We start from the raw sequence: 19,315 nt of genomic DNA, 5'->3' as shown, positions 1-19,315 counted from the left end.
CCGCCGAGCCGCAGGCGGCGCAGGCGGTGGCGGCGGAGGATTTCGAGGGGGCGATGGCCGCGCTCGCGACGCTGCGGGCGCCGATCGATGCCTTCTTCGAGGACGTCACCGTCAATGACGCCGATCCCGCGAAGCGCGCGGCCCGGCTGGCGCTGCTGGCGCGGGTGCGCGCGGCGGTGCACACGGTGGCTGACTTTTCGAAAATTGCGGGCTAGAGAGCCGAAAAGAGCCTTTCGCTTCAAAATATCACGGGTCGCGCCGAAACTGTCGTAAAAGCGGGTGGATTTATCGCCCGCTTATTGTCTAGAATTTGTTGCAGCGCACAATTGCGCGGCCGTCACTCTAAGGAGCCGCGACTATGTTGATGGAAGAGGCCAGCATGAACACCACAGCGACCCGTTATGTCTATCGCTTCGGCGGCGGCGTGGATGACGGAGGCAAGGGCGACAAGAACCTGCTGGGCGGCAAGGGCGCCAATCTGGACGGCATGGCCTCCATCGGCCTGCCGGTGCCGCCGGGCTTCACCATCACGACCGAGATGTGCACCCGCTATTATGCGGACGGCGGCGTCTATCCTGAGAGCCTGACCGCCGAAGTGGCGAACGGCATCGCCCATATCGAGGGCGTGACCGGCAAGAGCTTCGGCGACAAGGCCGACCCGCTGCTGGTGTCGGTTCGTTCGGGCGCGCGTATTTCGATGCCCGGCATGATGGATACGGTGCTGAACCTCGGCCTCAATGACGAAACGGTCGAGGGCCTCGCGGCCGCCTCCGGCGACGAACGATTCGCCTGGGACAGCTATCGCCGCTTCATCCAGATGTATTCCGACGTGGTGCTGGAGCTGGACCATGGCGCCTTCGAAGAGGCGCTGGAGGTTGCCAAGGAGGATCAGGGCTACAGCCTCGATACCGAGATGACTGCGCTCGACTGGAAGATGCTGGTCGATGAATATAAGCGGCTGGTGGAGAAGCTGTGGGGCAAGCCTTTCCCGCAGGACGTGAACGACCAGCTGTGGGGCGCGATCAGCGCCGTGTTCGGATCGTGGCAGGCGGACCGCGCCAAGGTCTATCGCCGCCTGAACTCGATCCCGCACGACTGGGGCACGGCGGTCAACGTGCAGGCGATGGTGTTCGGCAATATGGGCGACACCTCGGCCACCGGCGTCGCCTTCACCCGCGATCCGGCAACCGGCGAGAACGCCTATTATGGCGAATATCTCATCAACGCGCAGGGCGAGGACGTGGTGGCGGGCATCCGCACGCCGCAATATCTGACCAAGGCCGCGCGCGAGCGGGCAGGGGCCAAGCCGCTGTCGATGGAAGAGGCGATGCCCGAAACCTATGCCGAGCTGGCGCGGGTGTTCGGTATCCTCGAAACCCATTATCGCGACATGCAGGACATCGAGTTCACGGTGCAGCAGGGCAAGCTCTGGATGCTCCAGACCCGGTCGGGCAAGCGCACCGCCAAGGCGGCGCTCAAGATCGCGGTGGACATGGCCAACGAGGGCCTGATCACCGAGGAGGAGGCCGTCGCCCGCGTCGATCCGGCGGCGCTCGACCAGTTGCTTCACCCCACGCTCGATCCCAAGGCGCCGCGCGACGTGCTGACCAAGGGTCTGCCCGCCTCTCCGGGGGCGGCATCGGGCGCGATCGTGTTCGACGCCGACATGGCCGAGCGCCGCAACGAACTGGGCGACGCGGTCATCCTGGTGCGTGTCGAGACCAGCCCCGAGGACATCCATGGCATGCACGCGGCGAAGGGTATCCTGACCGCGCGCGGCGGCATGACCAGCCACGCCGCCGTGGTGGCGCGCGGCATGGGCCGCCCCTGCGTGTCGGGGGCGGGCAGCCTGTCGATCGACAATGCCGCCAAGATCCTGCGCATTGACGGCCGCGAGCTGAAGGAAGGCGACATCCTGACCATCGACGGTTCCACCGGCGAGGTGATGGCGGGCGAGGTGCCCACGGTGCAGCCCGAGCTGGCCGGCGACTTCGGCACGCTGATGGGTTGGGCCGACAAGGTCCGCCGCCTCAAGGTGCGCGCCAATGCGGAAACCCCGCTCGACTGCCAGACCGCGCGCGATTTCGGCGCGGAGGGCGTGGGCCTGTGCCGCACCGAGCATATGTTCTTCGACGCCGCCCGTATCACCGCGGTGCGCGAGATGATCCTCGCGGACAGCGAGAAGGGGCGCCGCGCGGCGCTGGACAAGCTGCTGCCCGAGCAGCGCGACGATTTCGCGCAGATCTTCATGGTGATGGCGGGTCTGCCCGTCACCATCCGCCTGCTCGACCCGCCGCTGCACGAATTCCTGCCGCATGGCGAGGCAGAGTTCGAGGAAGTGGCGAAGGCCGCGGGCGTGGGGGTGGAAGCGCTCAAGCGCCGTGCCGCCGAACTGCACGAGTTCAATCCCATGCTCGGCCATCGCGGTTGCCGCCTGGGCGTCACCTATCCCGAAATCTACGAGATGCAGGCCCGCGCCATCTTCGAAGCCGCGCTGATCATAAAGCAGCGCAGCGGCGAAGCGCCGATCCCCGAAATCATGATCCCGCTCGTCGCAACGAAAAAGGAATTGGAACTGATGAAGGCGATCGTCGATCGCGTCGCGGCCGAGGTCTTCGCGGAGCAGGGCGCGTCGGTCGATTATCTGGTGGGCACGATGATCGAGCTGCCGCGCGCCGCGCTCAAGGCCGGGGAGATCGCCGAGGTGGGCGAATTCTTCTCCTTCGGCACCAACGACCTGACGCAGACGACGATCGGCATCAGCCGTGACGATGCGGGCCGGTTCCTGACGCAATATGTGGACAAGGGCATCTTCGCCCGCGATCCCTTCGTCAGCATCGACGTGGAGGGCGTGGGGCAGCTCATCGAATTGGCCGCCGAGCGTGGTCGGGCGACGCGACCCGACATCAAGCTCGGCATCTGCGGCGAGCATGGTGGCGACCCGGCTTCCATCGCCTTCTGCGAGGCGACCGGGCTCGATTATGTATCTGCCTCGCCCTATCGCGTGCCGATTGCCCGGCTCGCCGCCGCCCAGGCCGCGCTGGCGAAGAGGGGATAAGCAAGAAACGGGGGCAGGTGATCCTGCCCCCTTGTTCGTTCAGACGGGCGTCTTGCGCCGGTCGTAGAGTCTGGCGTGCTCCGCATCCTCGCGGCGCTCGAGCAGGCGAGCCTGTTCGCGCCATTCGTCGCGCGCGATGGTGCCGGGACGCAGGCCCAGGCGGCCTTCCAGTGTCGCCTGCTGCTCGTCGCTCATCGCGGCGATCTGGCCGTAGCGGTGATAGCCTGCCTCGTTGAGGGCGACCTCGTCCTGCGGCCCGATCGGGCGGATGCGGGTGAGGTCGTCGCGGCCATGCACGGCACCCGCCACCGCAGTCGCCGTGCCGGGACCGATAGGACCACGGCTGCGCTCCAGTTCGGCGATACGCTCATTCGCTGCGGCGAGGCGCGCGTCGCGATCCTTCATCGCCTGCCGGTGCGCCAGCTGCTCGTCGCGCCAGTAGCGCCGATATTTGCCCCGGCCGCTGAGCATGAGCCCCAGCACGAGGCCGATCAGCAGCGCCACCACCAGCAGCGCGATCTCGTTCAATGTGAAGGTCATCGTGGCATCCTTTCCACGGCCGTAACGAGCGGATCGGCGCAAAGTTGCCGCGCTTGCGGCAGCTCCTCGCGAAGGGAATGAAAAAAGTCGAAAAAGGGGGTTGCCAGATGTTCCGCCCCCTTCTATCTGCGCCACTCCAACGCGCCCGTAGCTCAGCTGGATAGAGCATCAGACTACGAATCTGAGGGTCGGACGTTCGAATCGTTCCGGGCGCGCCATTTTCCAAAATTGAAGAAATATCCCCTCGGGCGGCAGCGATGCCACTCCGGAAAAGGCGCCATTTGTCTTCAGTCGTAGAGGACGCGCTGCATTTCCAGGGCGTCGAGGATCTTGCCGCCCGCCATGAACACCGCGCCGGTGCAGGCGAGCGCCAGCAGCTGGCCGCCGGTGCCGGGATATTGCTGCATATAGACGATGCCGCGCTCTGCCGCGCCCATGGCGAGGGCGTAGATGACCAGGAACGCTTCGAACTTGGTCTTGATCGTGAAAAGGCGCTTGATGCGGTTCATGTCGATCCCGTCCGGCGGTGAGGCCGTCAGGGAATCAAGTCGCCCGAAAGCTGCAAATGGTCAACAAGCGTTAACCACGATTGTTCGATGCGGGCGATGAGGCGTGTGTCGCCAAGGTCCGCAGGCGCGATGTCTTCGGGCCAATAGGCGCCGACGATCCGGGCGATCTCGTCCAGCTTTGCCTCGTCCAGCAAGAAGCGGGGGTCGATGTCGGCGGAATCGGCGACGACTCGCAGGCGCAGGCATGCCGGGCCACCGCCATTGGCCATGGATTGCCGCACATCGACCGGCACCAGCCGCCGGATCGGGCCGTTGCCGGCCACCAACTTTTCCAGCCAGTTCCACACCGCTGGTATCGCCTGCGCCTCGCTCGGCAGCACCAGTGCCATGCCGCCGCCGTCGGGCAGGGTCACGAGCTGCGCGTTGAACAGATAGCTGCGGATCGCGTCCGACAGGCTCACCAACGCGGCGGGCACCTCGATAATCTCGACGCAGGGCAGCGCAGCGCGCAGGGCAGCGTAGAAGCTGTCCCGGTCGGCGAAGGCAAGTTCATGGGCGAAAAGCACATGTTCGTTGGCGACGGCGACGACGTCGTTGTGGAACGCGCCGGCGGCGATGGCTTCGTCCGACTGCTGGACGAACAGGGTGCGCGCCGGATCGAGGCCATGAAGCCGCGCGACGGCCTTGCTCGCCTCGACATGCTGGCGCGCGGGGAAGGGGCCGCCGGACTGGCCGTAGACGAACACTTCCACGCCCGGCGCGCCGTGGTTCTCGCACAGACGCATGTGGTTGGCCGCGCCTTCGTCGCCGAAGGGGGCGGGGACGGGCGGATGCACCTCGAAGGCATCCCGCGCGGAAAAGGCGAGCTGGAGCTGCCGCAGGGTCTGTGGCCATTCGTGGCTGCGATGCGGCATGGTGACGAGGTTCGCGACCGTCAGATGGGTGCGCCCGTCAATCGTGTCGGCGGCGGGCGACACGGTCGCGGCATTGGCGGCCCACATCGAAGAGGCCGACATGGCGGCGGCGCGGATGTGCGGTTCGGCCCCGCCGACATCGGTCCCCAGCATGGCGAGCCAGGCACCGTCAGGCCGCCATTGCGGCAGGAACAGGCCTTGGGTGAGGCCAAGGCGGATATTGGCCCGCATCTTCTCCAGGCCCTGCAGCGCCGCCGCGCGCGGGTGCGATACGGCGCCGGCATTGCGCGCGGAGGCGAGATTGCCGAGGCTGAGCCCCGCGTAATTGTGACTGGGGCCGACCAGCCCGTCGAAATTGATTTCCCTAACCGTCATGACCGTCCCGCCATGGTGAAGGCATCGCCGAGCGACAGGTCGAGCAGCGCGGCGCTTTCCGCGTCGAGAGATATGAGCCCGTCCGCCGTTTCCTTTACGAAGCCATAGCCGCAGCGATAGTCGGAGAGCCGCCCAGCTGCGACCAGCACCCTTTCGCCGCCCCTTTCGTGGGTGGCGGACAATGTGACGTCGCGCGCGCAGGCGACGGTCCTCAGCGAATCGATCTGGCCCACCATCGTCGGGCCGCCGTCGAAGATGTCGACATAGCCTGCGTTGACGAAGCCCTCCGTCTCCAGCATCCGCATCGCCGCGCGGCCATTGGGGTGGGGCAGGCCGATGACGGCGCGGGCGCTGTCGGTCAGCATGGCGGTGTAGATCGGCGTCTTGGGCATTAGGTCGGCGATGAACTGATTGCCGTTGACCGCATTGAATTCGTCCGCTTCCTGGAAGCTCATGCCGAAGAAGCGGCCGGCGAGCCCGTCCCAGAAAGGCGATCCGCCCGCTTCGTCGATGACCCCGCGCAACTCAGCAATGACTCGATCGCCGAAGCGGGGGCGGTGGTTGCGGATATAGAGATAGCGGCTGCGCGCGAGCAGCAGGCCGAGGCCCTCCGCCCGTTCACGCGGGTGCAGGAAGAGGCCGCCAACCTCCGCCGATCCTTCCAGGTCGGTGGTCAGCGAGAGCATCTCTGCGCGGAAGGTGCGGTTGAGCTCGCGGCTATACTGGGTGAGGATACCCAGGCGATAGGAATAGAAGGGCCAGCTCTGCCCCACCTTGCTGAAGATCTGGCAGGTGCCGCGCACCTGGCCGGTCTGGCGGTTCTCCAGCACCATGACGATCAACTCGTCCTCCACATCGTCGCCTTGGCGCGCGAGCGCCTGCTCCGTGCGTTCAAGCTTGGCGGCCAGCGCCTTGCGATCCGGAGGGAGGTTGGTGAAGCCGCCGCCGGTCAGCTTCGCCATCTCGTACAGGGTCTGCAGGTCGTCCGCGCGCGCAGTGCGCATGAAGAAGGTCAAGCGGTCATCCCCTCTGGTAAGTATCCCCCGGCTATGCGCAGCAGCGCCAACGCCGACAATCTCGCCCGCTCGGCCAGGCTGTCGGTCAGCAGATATTCCTGGTCGCTGTGGATATTGCCGCCGCGCACGCCCATGGTGTCGACCACGGGCACGCCGCAGGCCGCGATATTGTTGCCATCGCAGACGCCACCGGTGTCGCGCCAGCCGATCGGCAGGCCCAGGTCGGCGCCGCAGCGGCGCACCAGGCCGAACAACTGCTCGGCGCGCGCGTCCATGGGCTTGGGCGGACGGCCGAAACTGCCGTGCAGGTGCATGGCGACCTCATGCTCACGTGAGACGGCGGATATCGCCTGATCCAGCAGCAGCCGGGCCAAAGTCTCGTCCTCCGGCGTCTTGGGGCGGAAATTCACCCGCAATATGGCATGATCGGGCACGACATTGTTGGGCGCCCCTCCATCGATCCGCGCCGGATTGCAGGAAAACCCCGCGCCGCTGGCGGCCTTCAGCCGAAGGGCGAGGTCCGCGGCTGCGAGCAGGGCGTTGCGACCCTCATCGGGATTGCGGCCGGCATGGGCGCTGCGGCCGGACACGATGACGGAAAAATTGCCGCTGCCCGCCCGCGCGCCGGCCAGCGTGCCGTCGGGCAGCGCGGGCTCGTAGGTGAAGGCGGCGCGCTTGCCTGTTGCCGCCTGCCGGATCAGCGGCAGGGAGGAGGGGCTTCCTACCTCCTCGTCGCTGTTGATGACGACCTCATAGCCGAGCGCTCGGGCGCTGGGCGAGGATTCCAAGGCTTCCAGCGCCGCCAGCATCACCGCCAGGCCGCCCTTCATATCGGCGACACCGGGACCGTTCAGTGTCGTGCCGTCGATCCAGCGCTGCTGCTGAAAGGAGTGGTCGACTGCGAACACCGTGTCCATATGGCCCGTCAGCAGGATGCGCAGCGGCGCGTCGGGGCGGACTGACAGATGGAGATGGCGGCCATGCTCGGCAGGGACGACCCGGCCGTCCGGCAGGACGCTTTCCACCTGAGCCGCCTCTCGCAGCGCCACGTTTCCCGGCAAGGCCGCGAACGCATTGGCGAGCAGCCCGGCCATGCGCGAGAGCCCTGTCAGGTTGCGCGACCCGCTATTGACGGCCGCCCAGTCCTGGACTTGGTCCAGCATCGGCGCGGCGGCCGCCCGCTCCAGGACGGCCTCTTCCTCCAGCGATAACCCGCTCATCGCCTGTTCCTATCAGAGGGAGGCGCCAGCCTCCACCCCCGATCAGAAATCGTAGGTGAGCGTCAGCCGGCTGAGCGTGTTGAGATCGCGCGCGGACAGCAGCGTTTCGGATTCATACTGCACATTGTACGACAGCGCAGCCGACCAGCGCGTCGCGACCTTCGTTTCCAGCGAAGTCAGGGCGTTGAGCGTATAGACGTCGCTTTCGGCATAGGCGGAACCGGTCTGCTTGAAAGTCAAGGTCGGCGACAGGCGCCATTGCAGATCCATCGATCCGCGAACGCCCAGCTTCGTCTCGCTCACGCCGATGACATATCTGGCATGACGGATGGACGGGCCGGCATCGACCGAAAAGTCGACGGGATCGCTCATGATCAGCTTGTAGCCGATACCCACCGACGCGGTATAGCGTTCGTCATAGCCGATCGAGGTGTCGCGCTCGAACTGCGCGAGGCCGTAGGCGAAACCGCGAGGATCGAATTCGAAGCGTGGCTCGTAGCTGCCGAAATAGCGCTCGCGTGAGGTCACGCCATTGGCGCGGCGATAATCGACGCTGGCGGTCAGCTTGTGGGTCCACTGCAGCCCGGCACGCTGGACCGTCGCGGCGGCGCTGATGCCGAATTCGCTGGTCGAACCGGTCGAGCGGAAGCCGCCGGCTTCGAACCGGCCCTTCCACAATTCGGTGAAACGGGCTTCGCGCACCACGGCCTCATGGGTCGCCTTGGTCCGAGCCTTCCAGCTGTTGACCATCCGCTGGATCTCCTCCGCGGAGCCCGGATTGGTCTGCTTGGCGATCTTCGCCACCGTCGCGATCTCGGTTTCGTTGCCGTTCGCAATCGCGGCTTCCATCATTTCCCGCACAGCAGGAGGTAGCAGCGCCGGATCGGCGGCATGGGCCGGGAAAGCGGCCAACAGCGGAAGGGAGAACAGCAGGGAGCGCATGTCCCCCTCATAACCGGCAAACCACGGATTTTAAGACCCGAAGGTCATTTTTCCGTCAGATCAGATCTTTGAACTCCTGAAGGATGTCCCGATAGAGCTTCCGTTTGAAGGGCACGATCAGGTCCGGGAGCGTATCGGGCGCCGTCCATTTCCAGTTCTGGAATTCGGGATGAGTGGTGTGGATATCAATGTCCCCGTCGGTACCCAGGAAGCGCGCGAGGAACCAGAACTGTCGCTGGCCGCGATATTTTCCGCCCCACAGCTTGCCGATCAGCTCGGGCGGCAGGTCGTAGAAATGCTCATCCCGCGCCTTGGCGATGATCTCGACATGATCGCGAACGATTCCCGTTTCTTCGCCCAGTTCGCGCAGGGCGGCGGCCTTCGCATCCTCGCCCTCGTCAATGCCGCCCTGCGGCATCTGCCAGGCTTCGACCGAACTGTCGAGCCGCTGGCCCACGAACACCTTCCCATCCATGTTGACGAGCATGATTCCGACGCACGGCCGGTAACCCAGTTCCGAATCTTTGGGCATCGAAGCCATCTTCACCCCTGCATCTCGCGCTGGCCCCACGACAGCGAAGCGCGGTACATCAGAATAAGCGCCGCCATCGTCCGCGTCCATCGCGCGAATCGGTTGCGGCGTCGTTGATGCGGGTACGGCTCATCCGGCCCTTGGAACGGGCGGTCGCAACGGGCATTAGAAACGGACATGCCTGCTCCCGTCCTCCTCTGGTTCCGCCAGGACCTGCGCCTTTCCGACCAAGCCGCCCTTGCCGCCGCCGCCCAGGAGGGACCGGTCATCCCTGTCTATGTGCTGGACGATTCGGTGCCTCGGTCGTGGAAGATGGGAGGCGCTTCGCGCTGGTGGCTGCACCATAGTCTGGCGAGCCTCGACGAGTCGCTGCGGAGGAAGGGGTCGCGCCTTATCCTTCGCCGTGGGAACAGCGCGGGCGTGCTGGCCGCGCTCGCGGCGGAAACGGGCGCGACGAAGGTCCACGCGCTGGGTCACTACGAACCCTGGTGGCGCCAGGCGCAAAAGGCCGTGGCCGGGCGGGTCGATTTGCACCTGCACGATGGAACCCTGCTGCTCCCGCCCGGCGCGGTGCGCACGGGGGCGGGCGGGATGTATCGCATCTATACGCCCTTCGCCCGCGCCGTGATGGAGCATATGCCACCCGCCGACCCGCTGCCCGCGCCCCAAGGGATCGACGCGCCAGGCCACTGGCCGGAAAGCGACCGCTTGTCCGACTGGGGCCTGCTGCCCAGCAAACCCGATTGGGCAGCTGGATTCGGAGAGGTCTGGTCCCCGGGCGAGCAGGGAGCGCGGGAGCGGGTGGAGGCGTTTCTCGACAAGGCTGACGCCTATGCAATCGCCCGGGATCGGCCGTCGGGAGAAGGCACATCGCGCCTGTCGCCGCATCTCCATTTCGGGGAGGTGTCTCCCGCCCATGTCTGGCATCGCGCCTGCGCCGCAAAGGGTGACCCGAGCATATTCCTCCGAGAGCTGATCTGGCGCGATTACGCGCACAACCAGGTCTGCGTCCTTCCCGCTTATGGATCGCAGAACGCGCAAGGGGCCTTCGACGCGATGCCATGGCGCGATCTGCGGGAAGCGAAGCGCGATTTGGCCGCTTGGCAACAGGGCCGCACCGGCTATCCTATTGTGGATGCCGGCATGCGCCAGCTCTGGAGGACTGGGTGGATGCACAACCGGGTGCGCATGATCGCCGCTAGCTTCCTCATCAAGCATCTGCTGATCGATTGGCGCCATGGCGCGCGCTGGTTCTGGGACGCTCTGGTGGATGCGGACTATGCCAACAACAGCGTGAACTGGCAGTGGGTCGCGGGCAGCGGCGTGGACGCCAACCTCTTTTCCCGCATCATGGCGCCGCTCGTCCAGTCGGAGAAGTTCGACGCTGCCGCCTATATCCGCCAATGGGTGCCGGAACTGGCCCATCTGGGCGACAAGGTGATCCACGATCCCGATGCACACAGCGTCCGGCCGGAGTCCTATCCCGCAAAGCTGATCGGCCATCGCGAAGGCCGGGAGCGCGCCCTGGCGGCCTATGCGCGGATGCGTGGGTGATTGCGGCGCGAACCGCTCTGCGGCAAAAGAGACGGACATGAATGCGCTCGATCCCAAGCGGGGCCGCGAAATGGCCGTGGTGCGGAAGCCGGTGGCGAAATCCGCCGCCACCGCCCATGGCCGCTGGCTGTCGCCCATCTTCCATTGCCTGCTCGACAGGATCGACAGCGGGCTGGAGGCTGGCAGCCTGGAGGCGTTGCTGCCCGACGGGTCGCGCCGCTTGCTCGGCGGACGCGCGCCCGGCCCCGACTGCACGGTGCATGTGGTCCGCTGGCGCGCGCTGGTCCGGCTGGTGACGGACGGATCGGCGGGATGGTATCGCGCCTGGGCCGCGGGGGAATGGACCAGCCCTGATCCCGTACCGCTGTTCGAGCTGTTCATGCGGAATGGCGCATCGCTCGGCAAGGCGGGCCGGTCGCAAGGGCCCGCGCGCTGGATCGGGCGGCTGGCCCACTGGAGCCGGCGCAACAACCGGCAGGGATCGCGGCGCAACATCGCCTTCCACTACGACCTCGGCAATGACTTTTACGCCCTGTGGCTTGACCGGGGTATGCATTATTCCAGCGCATTGTTCCGCGATCCCGGCGATCGGCTGGAGAGCCTGGAGCAGGCGCAGCGGCGCAAGGTGGATGCGATCCTGGATAGGCTGGACCTGCGTGACGGAGCATCGATGCTGGAGATCGGCTGCGGTTGGGGCGGCCTTGCCGAACAGGCGATGGAGCGCCGGGCGATCCGCTATGACGGGCTGACGTTATCGGTCGAGCAGGCGGACTATGCCCGTGACCGGCTGGGTTCCGGCGCACGCATATTATTGACCGACTATCGCGACGCTGAGGGGCAATATGACGCCATCGCCAGCGTCGAGATGGTGGAGGCGGTAGGAGAGCGCTACTGGCCTGCCTATCTCGACGCGATCCACCGCCTGCTGAAACCGGGCGGACGTGCTGCCATCCAGTATATCCTGATCGACGATGCGCTGTTCGACGCCTATCGGCGCGGGACCGATTTCATCCAGACCTATATCTTTCCCGGCGGTATGCTGCTGTCCGAAAGCCGGTTCCGTGCGCTGGCGCAAGCGCGTGGCTTGGAGTGGTGCGACGTCCGCCGGTTCGGGCAGCATTATGCCGAAACCCTGCGCCGGTGGCGGGACCGGTTCGACCATGTCGTGGACGAAGGGCAGCTGCCCGCCGGCTTCGACGCGCATTTCGTGAAGCTCTGGCGCTATTACCTCATGTACTGCGAGGGCGGCTTTCGCGGCGGCGGGATCGACGTGGCGCAGGTGACGCTGGTCAAACCGGCCTGACGGCTCAACCGTCCACGCGCAGCCGGTGGCCGGTGGGCGTATCCGCCAGGATGAGGTCCAGGATCGCCGTGCCGACCACGTCCGGCCCCTTGAGCGTCGCGGGATCCTCGCCTGGGAAGGCGCGCGCGCGCATCGCCGTGCGGGTGGCGCCGGGATCGACGATATGGGTCCGGATCGCCGAAATGTTCCGTACTTCCTCGCCATAGGCGCCGACGAGTGTTTCGAGGGCTGCCTTCGACGCGCCATAGGCCCCCCAATAGGCGCGGGGGGTAGCACCCACCGAGGAGGTGAGGGCGATGACGCGGGCATCGGCGCTCGCCCGCAGCAGTGGGTCAAAAGCGGCGATGAGTGCCTGCGGCGCGGCGATGTTGAGCGTCAGCAGGCGGGCGAACTCCTTGGCATCGATCGCCGGCACCGAGGCGAGCGAGCCGAGCGTCGCGGCGTTCAGGACCAGCATGTCCAGCGCTTGCCACCGCCCGGCGATCGCCTGGGCCAGCCGCCCGATGCTCTCCCCATCGGTCAGGTCGAGCGGAGCGATGGTCGCGCTGCCGCCGGCCGCATGAATCCGCTCCTCCACTTCCTCCAGCGCACCGCCGGTGCGGGCGGTCAGGATGATGTGCGCGCCGGCCCGGCCGAGGGCCTCCGCCGTGGCGGCCCCGATGCCCCGGCTGGCGCCGGTGACGAGAGCGAGCTTTCCGGAAAGGGGAAGATCGGACATGGATGCTCCGTTCGCCCTGGACTGTCGAAGAAGGGCATTTTTGAAAAGAATGGGGGCTTCAAAAGGCTCGGCCCGAACGGATGGAGGGGGGAGAGGCTGTCCCCTTACACCACCCGCTCGGCAAGCAGTTCGAGCTGGTTCTGCACCACGGCCTCGTCCTGGTCGGTGAGCGTCGTCGGATAGTCGCCGGTGAAGCAGGCGTCGCAATATTGCGGCCGGATGTCGGCGCGCTTCGCTTCGCCCAGCGCCTTGTAGAGCCCGTCGATGGAGATGAAGGACAGGCTGTCGGCGTGGATGAAATCCTGCATGCCGCCGACATCGAGCCGATGCGCCAGCAGCTTCGTCCGCTCGGGCGTGTCGACGCCGTAGAAGCAGCTGTGCCGCGTCGGCGGGCTGGCGATGCGCATGTGAACTTCCGCCGCGCCGGCTTCGCGCATCATCTGCACGATCTTCAGGCTGGTGGTGCCGCGCACGATCGAATCGTCGATCAGCACGATGCGCTTGCCGTCGATCAGCGCGCGGTTGGCGTTGTGCTTCAGCTTGACGCCCAGGTGCCGGACCTTGTCGCCCGGCTGAATGAAGGTGCGTCCGATATAATGCGACCGGATGATGCCCAGTTCGAAGGGGATGCCCGATTGCTGGGCATAGCCGATCGCGGCCGGCACGCCGCTGTCGGGGACCGGGATGACATAATCGGCCTCGACCGGATTTTCGATCGCGAGCTGCGCGCCGATCGCCTTGCGCACCGAATAGACGCTGGAGCCATCGACGATCGAATCGGGGCGGCTGAAATACACATGCTCGAAGATGCAGGGGCGGGGATGGACGTCGCCGAACGGGCGATGGCTGCGCACCTGGCCGTCATGGGTCACGATGACCAGCTCGCCCGGCTCAATCGAGCGGATATAATCCGCGCCGACCACGTCGAACGCCACCGTTTCGGAAGCGAAGATGATCGAATCGCCGAGCTTGCCCATGACGAGCGGACGGATGCCGAGCGGATCGCGGCAGGCGATCATGCCTTCCGGCGTCATCACGATCAGCGAATAGGCGCCCTCGACCTGCTTCAGCGCGTCGATGAACTTGTCGAGCAGCGTCCGGTAGGTCGATGTCGCGACGAGATGGATGATGACTTCCGTATCGGAGGTCGACTGGAAGATGGAACCACGACGGATCAGCTCGCGTCGCAGCTTCATCGCGTTGGAGATGTTGCCGTTGTGGGCGACCGCGAATCCGCCGGAGGACAGTTCCGCATAGAGCGGCTGGACGTTGCGGAGCGATGTTTCGCCCGTGGTCGAATAGCGTACATGGCCGCAGGCGGCGTCGCCCGGCAAGGCGCGAATCACGTCGTCGCGGTCGAAATTGCCGGCGACATGGCCCATGGCGCGGTGGGTGTGGAAATCATGCCCGTCCCAGCTCGTGATGCCCGCGGCTTCCTGGCCGCGATGCTGGAGTGCATGGAGGCCGAGCGCCACGATGGCCGATGCGGTCTCTGCTCCGGAAATGCCGAAAATTCCGCATTCCTCGCGCAACTTGTCGTCGTCGAACGGGTTGGTCGTAATCATGGGTGTGAGCGGGTCCACTGCCGATCCTGTCCGCCCGGCGGGCGGTGATGCGCGCGCATATAGTCACTCAAGGTCGTTTTGTCGCCTGCCTGTAACAAAAAAGCGCGGCAAGCCGGGATCATGTCCGGTTCATCGGGTGTCGGGGAGGGCAAAAAGGCCCTCTGGCGCTGCCGCTCGGGCACCGCTAAGGAGCGAGGCCAAATGCACCGTTTCGCCAATCCTTCCCGTTTCCTCAAGATCGCCCGGCCGTTGACCGGCTGGTTGTTCTGGCCGGGCTTGGTGCTGCTGGTCGCCGGCGCGCTGTGCGGCCTTCTGGTAACGCCGGCGGACTATCTTCAGGGCGATACTGTGCGCATCCTCTATATCCATGTGCCGGCCGCCTGGCTGGGCATGGCGGGGTGGAGCGGGATCGCCGTCGCCGCGATCGTGCAACTCGTCTGGCGCCATCCGCTGGCTGCCATTGCCGGACGGGCGGTGGCTGCGCCGGGCGCACTGTTTACCGCCATCTGCCTTGCCACCGGGTCGATCTGGGGCCGGCCGACCTGGGGAACCTGGTGGGAATGGGATGGGCGGATGACATCGATGCTCGTCCTCCTCTTTCTTTATCTCGGCTATATAGCCCTCGCCAATGCCAGCCCGCGGGATGGGCAGGGCGGCGTCAGCCCCGTCACCGCCATCTTCGGGCTGGTGGGCGCGATCAACATCCCGATCATCAACCGGTCAGTGGTCTGGTGGAACAGCCTGCACCAGGGGCCGAGCATCACCATGCGAGGGTCCAGCATTGACGGGTCGATCCTCTGGCCGCTGGGCTTCACCCTGCTGGGCTTTTCCTTGTGGTTCGGTGCCATCGTACTGATGCGGATGCGCACGATCTTGGCGCGCAACAAGGTCGAGGCGCGATTGCAACGGCTGGCGCGAGGATAAAACCATGAACCATTGGGCTTTCGTCATCGCCGCTTATGCCGTGACCTTCGTGGGAACGGCCGCCGTCAGCTGGGTCAGCTGGCGGGGGATGCGTCGCGCCGAGGCCGAAGCGGAAAGGGCCGGACGCGCGTGAAGGCCAAGCATCAAAGGCTGGTCCTGGCGCTGGTGGCGCTGGCCGCGCTGGTCGGCGCGGGATTGCTGGCCGCATCCGCGCTCAGGGACGAGGCCGCTTATTTCTATGCACCCGCCGACGTGCGTGCCAAGGGCGTGGAGCCAGGCAAGGCCATCCGCCTGGGCGGCATGGTGGTAAAGGGCAGCCTGAAGCGCGCGACGGATGGCGTGACGCTGCGGTTCGACGTCACCGATGGCAAGGCGACGGTGCCGGCCGTCTTCAGCGGGATCGCGCCCGACCTTTTCAAGGAGGGATCGGGCGTGGTGGCGGAGGGGGCCTTCGACGCGAAGGGAACCTTCGTCGCCACCAATCTGCTCGCCAAGCATGACGAGCGCTACATGCCCCGGGAGCTCGAGGGCATGAAATATGACGAAGCCACCCACCAGCTGAAGGTAGAGCGGTAAAAGCATGATCGCCGAAGCCGGCCTCGCTGCCCTCTGGTTCGCCGCGGCGCTGGCGCTGCTCCAACTCGTGCTCGTCGCGATGGGGCTGACCGGCCGGAAGGACGAGCTGCTGGCCGCCGTTCGCCCGGTCGCGGTGGCGCAGGGTCTGCTAACGGCACTTGCTTTCGCCGCCCTCGTGACGCTGTTCCTCCGGTCCGACATGTCGGTGCTACTGGTCGTCACCAACAGCCATTCGATGAAGCCCTGGCTCTACAAATTCGCGGGCACCTGGGGCAATCACGAAGGGTCGATGCTGCTCTGGGTGACAGTGATGGGTGTCGCGGGCGCCGCCGTTGCGCTGTTCGAGCGGGCGCTTCGGCGCGACACGCATATGGCGACCTTGGGCGCGCAGGCGGCGATCAGCCTTGGTTTCTACGCCTTTCTGCTCTTTTCCTCCAACCCCTTCGCCCGCATTTCCCCGGCACCGGCAGACGGGCAGGGGCTCAACCCGCTGTTGCAGGATCCCGGCCTCGCCTTCCACCCGCCGACCCTCTATCTCGGCTATGTCGGCCTGTCGGTGGCCTTCTCCTTCGCGGTGGGTGCGCTGCTGACGCGGCGGGTGGACTCGGCCTTCGCGCGGGCGATGCGGCCCTGGGTGCTGGCCGCCTGGGTGCTGCTGACGCTGGGCATCACGGCCGGCAGCTACTGGGCCTATTATGAGCTTGGCTGGGGCGGGTGGTGGTTCTGGGATCCGGTCGAAAACGCCTCGCTGATGCCCTGGCTCGCCGCGACCGCGCTGCTGCACAGCGTGACGGTGCTGGCGACGCGCGACGCGTTGCGGGCCTGGACCGTGATGCTGGCGGTCGTGGCTTTCTCCATGTCGATGGTGGGCACCTTCCTGGTTCGGTCGGGCATCCTGACGAGCGTCCATGCCTTTGCCGTCGATCCGGAACGGGGCAGTTTCATCCTCGCGCTGCTCGCCATCTATATCGGCGGGGCGCTGGCGCTGTTCGGCTGGCGCATCGGCACGGTGCGCGAGGGCGAGCCGTTCGAGCTGGTCAGCCGCGAGACGATGCTGGTGGTCAACAACCTGCTGCTGTCCGTCATCCTGGGGCTGGTGCTGGTCGGCACGCTCTATCCCTTGCTGACGGAGGCCTTCGGTCACAAGGTTTCGGTGGGCGCGCCCTATTTCGACCGGATCGCGGGGCCGATCGCGCTGGGGCTGATGGTGGCGATGGCGGCGGGTCCATTGATGCGCTGGCGCCGGGATTCGGCTGCTGCGGCGGGACGCCGGCTTCTGGTCCCTGCGGCGGTGCTGATCGTCGCGGCGGTGGTGGTCGGCCTGCTGGCCTGGGGCCGGATCGGCATCCTTCCCTATCTGGGGCTGGTGATCGCGCTCGCCACCGCGGTCGCCAGCGTCACGCCGCTCTGGAGGCGCAGCCTGCGCCGCACCCCGCTCTTCACCTGGGGCATGGTGATCGCCCATCTGGGCTGCGCGGTCAGCCTGGCGGGCATGGCGTCCGATTCTGCCTTCACGGTGGAAAAGCTGGTGGCGGCGCGGCCCGGCGACGTCATCGAGACCGCGGGCTGGCGGCTGCGCTTCGTGCAGATCCTGCCGCGGGCGGGCGACAACTGGACCGCGTTGCAGGCGGATGTCGAGGCGAGCCGGGGCGGCGGGAGCCCCACCATGCTCCATCCGCAGGCGCGCTTCTTCGCTTCGCCGCCGACGCCGACGACCGAGGCGGCACTGCTGACGCGCTGGGACGGGCAGCTTTATGTCGTGCTCGGCCAGGAAGCGGATGCGGGCCGCTGGCAGATGCGGATCTGGTGGAAGCCCTTCGTCACGCTGATCTGGCTGGGTGGCTTCCTGATCGCGCTGGGCGGCGCGCTGGCACTGGTCGGGCGTGAGCGCCGCGGATGGGTGCTCAAATGGCGGGCGCGGAGGGCCGTGGCATGAGGAAGATGCTGATCTGGCTGCCGCTCGCGCTGTTCCTCGCCTTCTTCGCGCTGTTCGCCGGGGGGCTGTTCAAGCCGGACGACCGGGTCATAACGTCCAAGCTGGTGGGACAGCCGCTGCCCGGCTTTGCCCTGCCGGCCGGTGCCAGCGACCGGCCCGCGCTCGCGAGCACCGACTTTGCAACCGGAAAGCCTCGCCTGCTCAACATCTTCGCCAGCTGGTGCGTCCCCTGTGCCGCGGAGGCGCCGCAGTTGGAGGCGCTCCGGCGCGCGGGCGCGGAGATCGACGCGATCGCGATTCGCGATGCGCGCGACGACGTCGACGCCTTTCTGCGCCGTAACGGCAATCCCTATTCCCGGATCGGGCTCGACGCGCGCAGCAGCGTGCAGATCGCGCTCGGATCATCGGGCGTACCGGAAACCTTCGTCATCGATGGCAAGGGGCTGATCCGCTACCAGCATATCGGGGACATCCGTGCCGATGACGTGCCGATGATCCTTGACCGGCTGAAGGACGCGCAATGAGGCTGCTGTTCGCCATTCTGCTGCTGCTGGCGCCAGTGCCCCTGCTGGCGCAGACCGCGCTGCCGCCGGCGCCCTATGCCGACCGTCAGATCGACGACCCGGCGCTGGAGCGGAAGGCCCGCACCCTCATGGAGACGATCCGCTGCCTCACCTGCCAGAGCCAGTCGATCGCGGACAGCAATGCCAGCATGGCGGGCGACATGCGGTCGCAGATCCGCGAGCGGATCATGGCGGGGGAGCAGCCCGAGCAGATTCGCGCCTGGCTCATTTCCCGCTATGGCGACTGGGTGAGCTATGAACCGACCGCGGCGCCGATCCTCTGGCCACTCTGGGCCGCGCCGGTGCTGCTGCTGTTCGCCGGGCTCATACTGATGCGCGGACGAATCGGAAAGCGGAGGCGGCCGTGATGGGGTGGGTGATCGCCGCGGGCCTCGCAGCCCTGCTGATGGTTGCGCTGTTCGCGATAGGACGCATTCCCCGGCCAACCTGGGAGATCGTCGCCGCGGCCCTGCTGCTGGGCCTCGCCGGCTATGCCTGGCAAGGCAATCCGAGGTTGGCCGGCTCGCCCGTAGTGCAGGACAAGGCCGACCGTCCGGCCTTCGACGAGGATCTGGCCGAGCGCCGGCGCGGCATGGCGGAGCGCTATGGCCCCTCGGGCCAATGGCTGATGCTGTCGGACGGCCTCGGGCGGCAGGGCAAGACCAAGGAGGCGGCCAATGTGCTGCTGTCAGGTCTGCGCGACCGGCCGGGTGACGCGAATCTCTGGCTGGGCCTGGGTAATGCGCTGATGAACCACGCGGGCGGCGCGCTTTCTCCTGGGGCGGAGTTCGCCTATCGACGGGCATTGGCGCTTGAGCCGCAGTCTCCCGCACCGCGCTACTTCTACGGGCTTGCCCTGGCCCAGGCAGGCGAGCTGAAGGGCGCGCGGGAGATGTGGGCGCCGCTGGCGCAGTCGGCCCCCGCCGGGAGCCGCCTCAAGGCGGAACTTGAAGCCAATATCGCGCGTATCGATGCCATGCTGACGGGGCAGCCCGGTCGGGGCGGGTGAGCCTCCGGTGGCTCATTGATTGCGCGGGCGAAGGAGCCATGATAGGGCGCGCCCGTTTGCG

20 protein-coding genes and 1 tRNA gene are annotated in these 19,315 nt (G+C 66.6%); 12 read left to right on the top strand and 9 right to left on the bottom strand.

What is annotated here, in order from left to right; all coding sequences use genetic code 11:
- Nucleotides 1-215: DALR anticodon-binding domain-containing protein (locus M529_RS0125160; protein WP_031295604.1), on the top strand; the 215-nt coding region annotated here is incomplete at its 5' end.
- A gap of 143 nt (nucleotides 216-358) precedes the next feature.
- Nucleotides 359-3,058 carry a pyruvate, phosphate dikinase gene (gene ppdK, locus M529_RS45040; protein ID WP_021319814.1) on the top strand — a complete coding sequence of 900 codons (2,700 nt, stop codon included), beginning with the start codon at nucleotides 359-361 and terminating at the stop codon, nucleotides 3,056-3,058.
- A 39-nt stretch (nucleotides 3,059-3,097) separates the two neighbouring features.
- Here the strand turns inward: ppdK and M529_RS45035 are convergent, their stop codons facing one another.
- A complete protein-coding gene (locus M529_RS45035; RefSeq protein ID WP_021319813.1) occupies nucleotides 3,098-3,598 on the bottom strand; it encodes a hypothetical protein in 501 nt (166 codons plus the stop codon).
- A 141-nt stretch (nucleotides 3,599-3,739) separates the two neighbouring features.
- Here M529_RS45035 and M529_RS45030 point away from each other — a divergent pair.
- A tRNA-Arg gene (locus M529_RS45030) sits at nucleotides 3,740-3,816 on the top strand.
- Nucleotides 3,817-3,885: 69 nt separating this feature from the next.
- On the opposite strand, the gene M529_RS45025 is transcribed toward M529_RS45030, so the two are convergent.
- Genes M529_RS45025 through M529_RS45000 form a run of 6 tightly spaced genes read right to left on the bottom strand, consistent with a single transcriptional unit; the run spans nucleotide 3,886 to nucleotide 9,115 of the window.
- Nucleotides 3,886-4,107 carry a hypothetical protein gene (locus M529_RS45025; RefSeq protein ID WP_021319812.1) on the bottom strand — a complete coding sequence of 74 codons (222 nt, stop codon included), beginning with the start codon at nucleotides 4,105-4,107 and terminating at the stop codon, nucleotides 3,886-3,888.
- 26 nt (nucleotides 4,108-4,133) lie between these two features.
- The gene (locus M529_RS45020; RefSeq protein ID WP_021319811.1) at nucleotides 4,134-5,396 is read right to left on the bottom strand and encodes an N-succinylarginine dihydrolase; all 1,263 of its coding nucleotides are present in this window, start codon (nucleotides 5,394-5,396) and stop codon (nucleotides 4,134-4,136) included.
- On the bottom strand, nucleotides 5,393-6,412 hold the full coding sequence (locus M529_RS45015) for an arginine N-succinyltransferase (RefSeq protein ID WP_021319810.1): 1,020 nt from the start codon (nucleotides 6,410-6,412) through the stop codon (nucleotides 5,393-5,395). The genes M529_RS45020 and M529_RS45015 overlap by 4 nt, the downstream gene beginning before the upstream one ends.
- Entirely contained in the window at nucleotides 6,409-7,632 is a 1,224-nt protein-coding gene (locus M529_RS45010; RefSeq protein ID WP_021319809.1) for a hydrolase, read from the bottom strand. Before M529_RS45010 ends, M529_RS45015 begins: the two co-directional genes overlap by 4 nt.
- Before the next feature lie 42 nt (nucleotides 7,633-7,674).
- Nucleotides 7,675-8,574, bottom strand: a complete 900-nt coding sequence (locus M529_RS45005; RefSeq protein WP_021319808.1) for a DUF481 domain-containing protein — start codon at nucleotides 8,572-8,574, stop codon at nucleotides 7,675-7,677.
- A gap of 55 nt (nucleotides 8,575-8,629) precedes the next feature.
- Nucleotides 8,630-9,115 carry an RNA pyrophosphohydrolase gene (locus tag M529_RS45000; protein ID WP_031295600.1) on the bottom strand — a complete coding sequence of 162 codons (486 nt, stop codon included), beginning with the start codon at nucleotides 9,113-9,115 and terminating at the stop codon, nucleotides 8,630-8,632.
- Nucleotides 9,116-9,283: 168 nt separating this feature from the next.
- Between M529_RS45000 and M529_RS44995 the strand changes: the two genes are divergently transcribed.
- Nucleotides 9,284-10,660 (top strand): cryptochrome/photolyase family protein, encoded by a 1,377-nt coding sequence (locus M529_RS44995; protein WP_021319806.1) that lies wholly within the window; start codon nucleotides 9,284-9,286, stop codon nucleotides 10,658-10,660.
- Between the two features lie 37 nt (nucleotides 10,661-10,697).
- Complete coding sequence (locus M529_RS44990; protein ID WP_021319805.1) at nucleotides 10,698-11,963, top strand: SAM-dependent methyltransferase; 1,266 nt, start codon at nucleotides 10,698-10,700, stop codon at nucleotides 11,961-11,963.
- 4 nt (nucleotides 11,964-11,967) lie between these two features.
- On the opposite strand, the gene M529_RS44985 is transcribed toward M529_RS44990, so the two are convergent.
- Nucleotides 11,968-12,681 (bottom strand): SDR family NAD(P)-dependent oxidoreductase, encoded by a 714-nt coding sequence (locus M529_RS44985; protein ID WP_021319804.1) that lies wholly within the window; start codon nucleotides 12,679-12,681, stop codon nucleotides 11,968-11,970.
- Between the two features lie 104 nt (nucleotides 12,682-12,785).
- On the bottom strand, nucleotides 12,786-14,246 hold the full coding sequence (gene purF / locus M529_RS44980) for an amidophosphoribosyltransferase (protein ID WP_021319803.1): 1,461 nt from the start codon (nucleotides 14,244-14,246) through the stop codon (nucleotides 12,786-12,788).
- A 201-nt stretch (nucleotides 14,247-14,447) separates the two neighbouring features.
- Between purF and ccmC the strand changes: the two genes are divergently transcribed.
- The 7 genes from ccmC to M529_RS44950 are packed head-to-tail and all read left to right on the top strand — an operon-like array spanning nucleotide 14,448 to nucleotide 19,254.
- Nucleotides 14,448-15,170, top strand: a complete 723-nt coding sequence (ccmC, locus tag M529_RS44975; RefSeq protein WP_021319802.1) for a heme ABC transporter permease CcmC — start codon at nucleotides 14,448-14,450, stop codon at nucleotides 15,168-15,170.
- Between the two features lie 4 nt (nucleotides 15,171-15,174).
- Nucleotides 15,175-15,303 (top strand): heme exporter protein CcmD, encoded by a 129-nt coding sequence (gene ccmD, locus M529_RS48710; protein ID WP_021319801.1) that lies wholly within the window; start codon nucleotides 15,175-15,177, stop codon nucleotides 15,301-15,303.
- Nucleotides 15,300-15,746, top strand: coding sequence for a cytochrome c maturation protein CcmE (ccmE, locus tag M529_RS44970; RefSeq protein ID WP_021319800.1), 447 nt, complete (start codon nucleotides 15,300-15,302; stop codon nucleotides 15,744-15,746). The genes ccmD and ccmE overlap by 4 nt, the downstream gene beginning before the upstream one ends.
- Before the next feature lie 4 nt (nucleotides 15,747-15,750).
- Nucleotides 15,751-17,682: a heme lyase CcmF/NrfE family subunit gene (locus tag M529_RS44965; protein WP_021319799.1), complete on the top strand. Its 1,932-nt coding sequence runs from the start codon at nucleotides 15,751-15,753 to the stop codon at nucleotides 17,680-17,682.
- Nucleotides 17,679-18,206, top strand: coding sequence for a redoxin family protein (locus M529_RS44960; RefSeq protein ID WP_031295599.1), 528 nt, complete (start codon nucleotides 17,679-17,681; stop codon nucleotides 18,204-18,206). The genes M529_RS44965 and M529_RS44960 overlap by 4 nt, the downstream gene beginning before the upstream one ends.
- Complete coding sequence (locus M529_RS44955) at nucleotides 18,203-18,613, top strand: cytochrome c-type biogenesis protein (RefSeq protein ID WP_021319797.1); 411 nt, start codon at nucleotides 18,203-18,205, stop codon at nucleotides 18,611-18,613. Before M529_RS44960 ends, M529_RS44955 begins: the two co-directional genes overlap by 4 nt.
- On the top strand, nucleotides 18,610-19,254 hold the full coding sequence (locus tag M529_RS44950; protein ID WP_031295597.1) for a tetratricopeptide repeat protein: 645 nt from the start codon (nucleotides 18,610-18,612) through the stop codon (nucleotides 19,252-19,254). Before M529_RS44955 ends, M529_RS44950 begins: the two co-directional genes overlap by 4 nt.
- Nucleotides 19,255-19,315 lie beyond the last annotated feature (61 nt).

It is taken from the genome of Sphingobium ummariense RL-3, assembly GCF_000447205.1.
GTDB lineage: Bacteria > Pseudomonadota > Alphaproteobacteria > Sphingomonadales > Sphingomonadaceae > Sphingobium > Sphingobium ummariense.
This window is presented reverse-complemented; position numbering and strand designations above follow the sequence as displayed.

Excerpts from the sequence above, each read along its gene's own strand:
- ppdK (WP_021319814.1), top strand. The coding sequence starts at position 359 with ATGTTGATGGAAGAGGCCAGCATGAACACCACAGCGACCCGTTATGTC.
- M529_RS45035 (WP_021319813.1), bottom strand. The coding sequence starts at position 3,598 with ATGACCTTCACATTGAACGAGATCGCGCTGCTGGTGGTGGCGCTGCTG.
- M529_RS45025 (WP_021319812.1), bottom strand. The coding sequence starts at position 4,107 with ATGAACCGCATCAAGCGCCTTTTCACGATCAAGACCAAGTTCGAAGCG.
- M529_RS45020 (WP_021319811.1), bottom strand. The coding sequence starts at position 5,396 with ATGACGGTTAGGGAAATCAATTTCGACGGGCTGGTCGGCCCCAGTCAC.
- M529_RS45010 (WP_021319809.1), bottom strand. The coding sequence starts at position 7,632 with ATGAGCGGGTTATCGCTGGAGGAAGAGGCCGTCCTGGAGCGGGCGGCC.
- M529_RS45005 (WP_021319808.1), bottom strand. The coding sequence starts at position 8,574 with ATGCGCTCCCTGCTGTTCTCCCTTCCGCTGTTGGCCGCTTTCCCGGCC.
- M529_RS45000 (WP_031295600.1), bottom strand. The coding sequence starts at position 9,115 with ATGGCTTCGATGCCCAAAGATTCGGAACTGGGTTACCGGCCGTGCGTC.
- M529_RS44995 (WP_021319806.1), top strand. The coding sequence starts at position 9,284 with ATGCCTGCTCCCGTCCTCCTCTGGTTCCGCCAGGACCTGCGCCTTTCC.
- M529_RS44990 (WP_021319805.1), top strand. The coding sequence starts at position 10,698 with ATGAATGCGCTCGATCCCAAGCGGGGCCGCGAAATGGCCGTGGTGCGG.
- M529_RS44985 (WP_021319804.1), bottom strand. The coding sequence starts at position 12,681 with ATGTCCGATCTTCCCCTTTCCGGAAAGCTCGCTCTCGTCACCGGCGCC.
- purF (WP_021319803.1), bottom strand. The coding sequence starts at position 14,246 with ATGATTACGACCAACCCGTTCGACGACGACAAGTTGCGCGAGGAATGC.
- ccmC (WP_021319802.1), top strand. The coding sequence starts at position 14,448 with ATGCACCGTTTCGCCAATCCTTCCCGTTTCCTCAAGATCGCCCGGCCG.
- ccmD (WP_021319801.1), top strand. The coding sequence starts at position 15,175 with ATGAACCATTGGGCTTTCGTCATCGCCGCTTATGCCGTGACCTTCGTG.
- M529_RS44965 (WP_021319799.1), top strand. The coding sequence starts at position 15,751 with ATGATCGCCGAAGCCGGCCTCGCTGCCCTCTGGTTCGCCGCGGCGCTG.
- M529_RS44960 (WP_031295599.1), top strand. The coding sequence starts at position 17,679 with ATGAGGAAGATGCTGATCTGGCTGCCGCTCGCGCTGTTCCTCGCCTTC.
- M529_RS44955 (WP_021319797.1), top strand. The coding sequence starts at position 18,203 with ATGAGGCTGCTGTTCGCCATTCTGCTGCTGCTGGCGCCAGTGCCCCTG.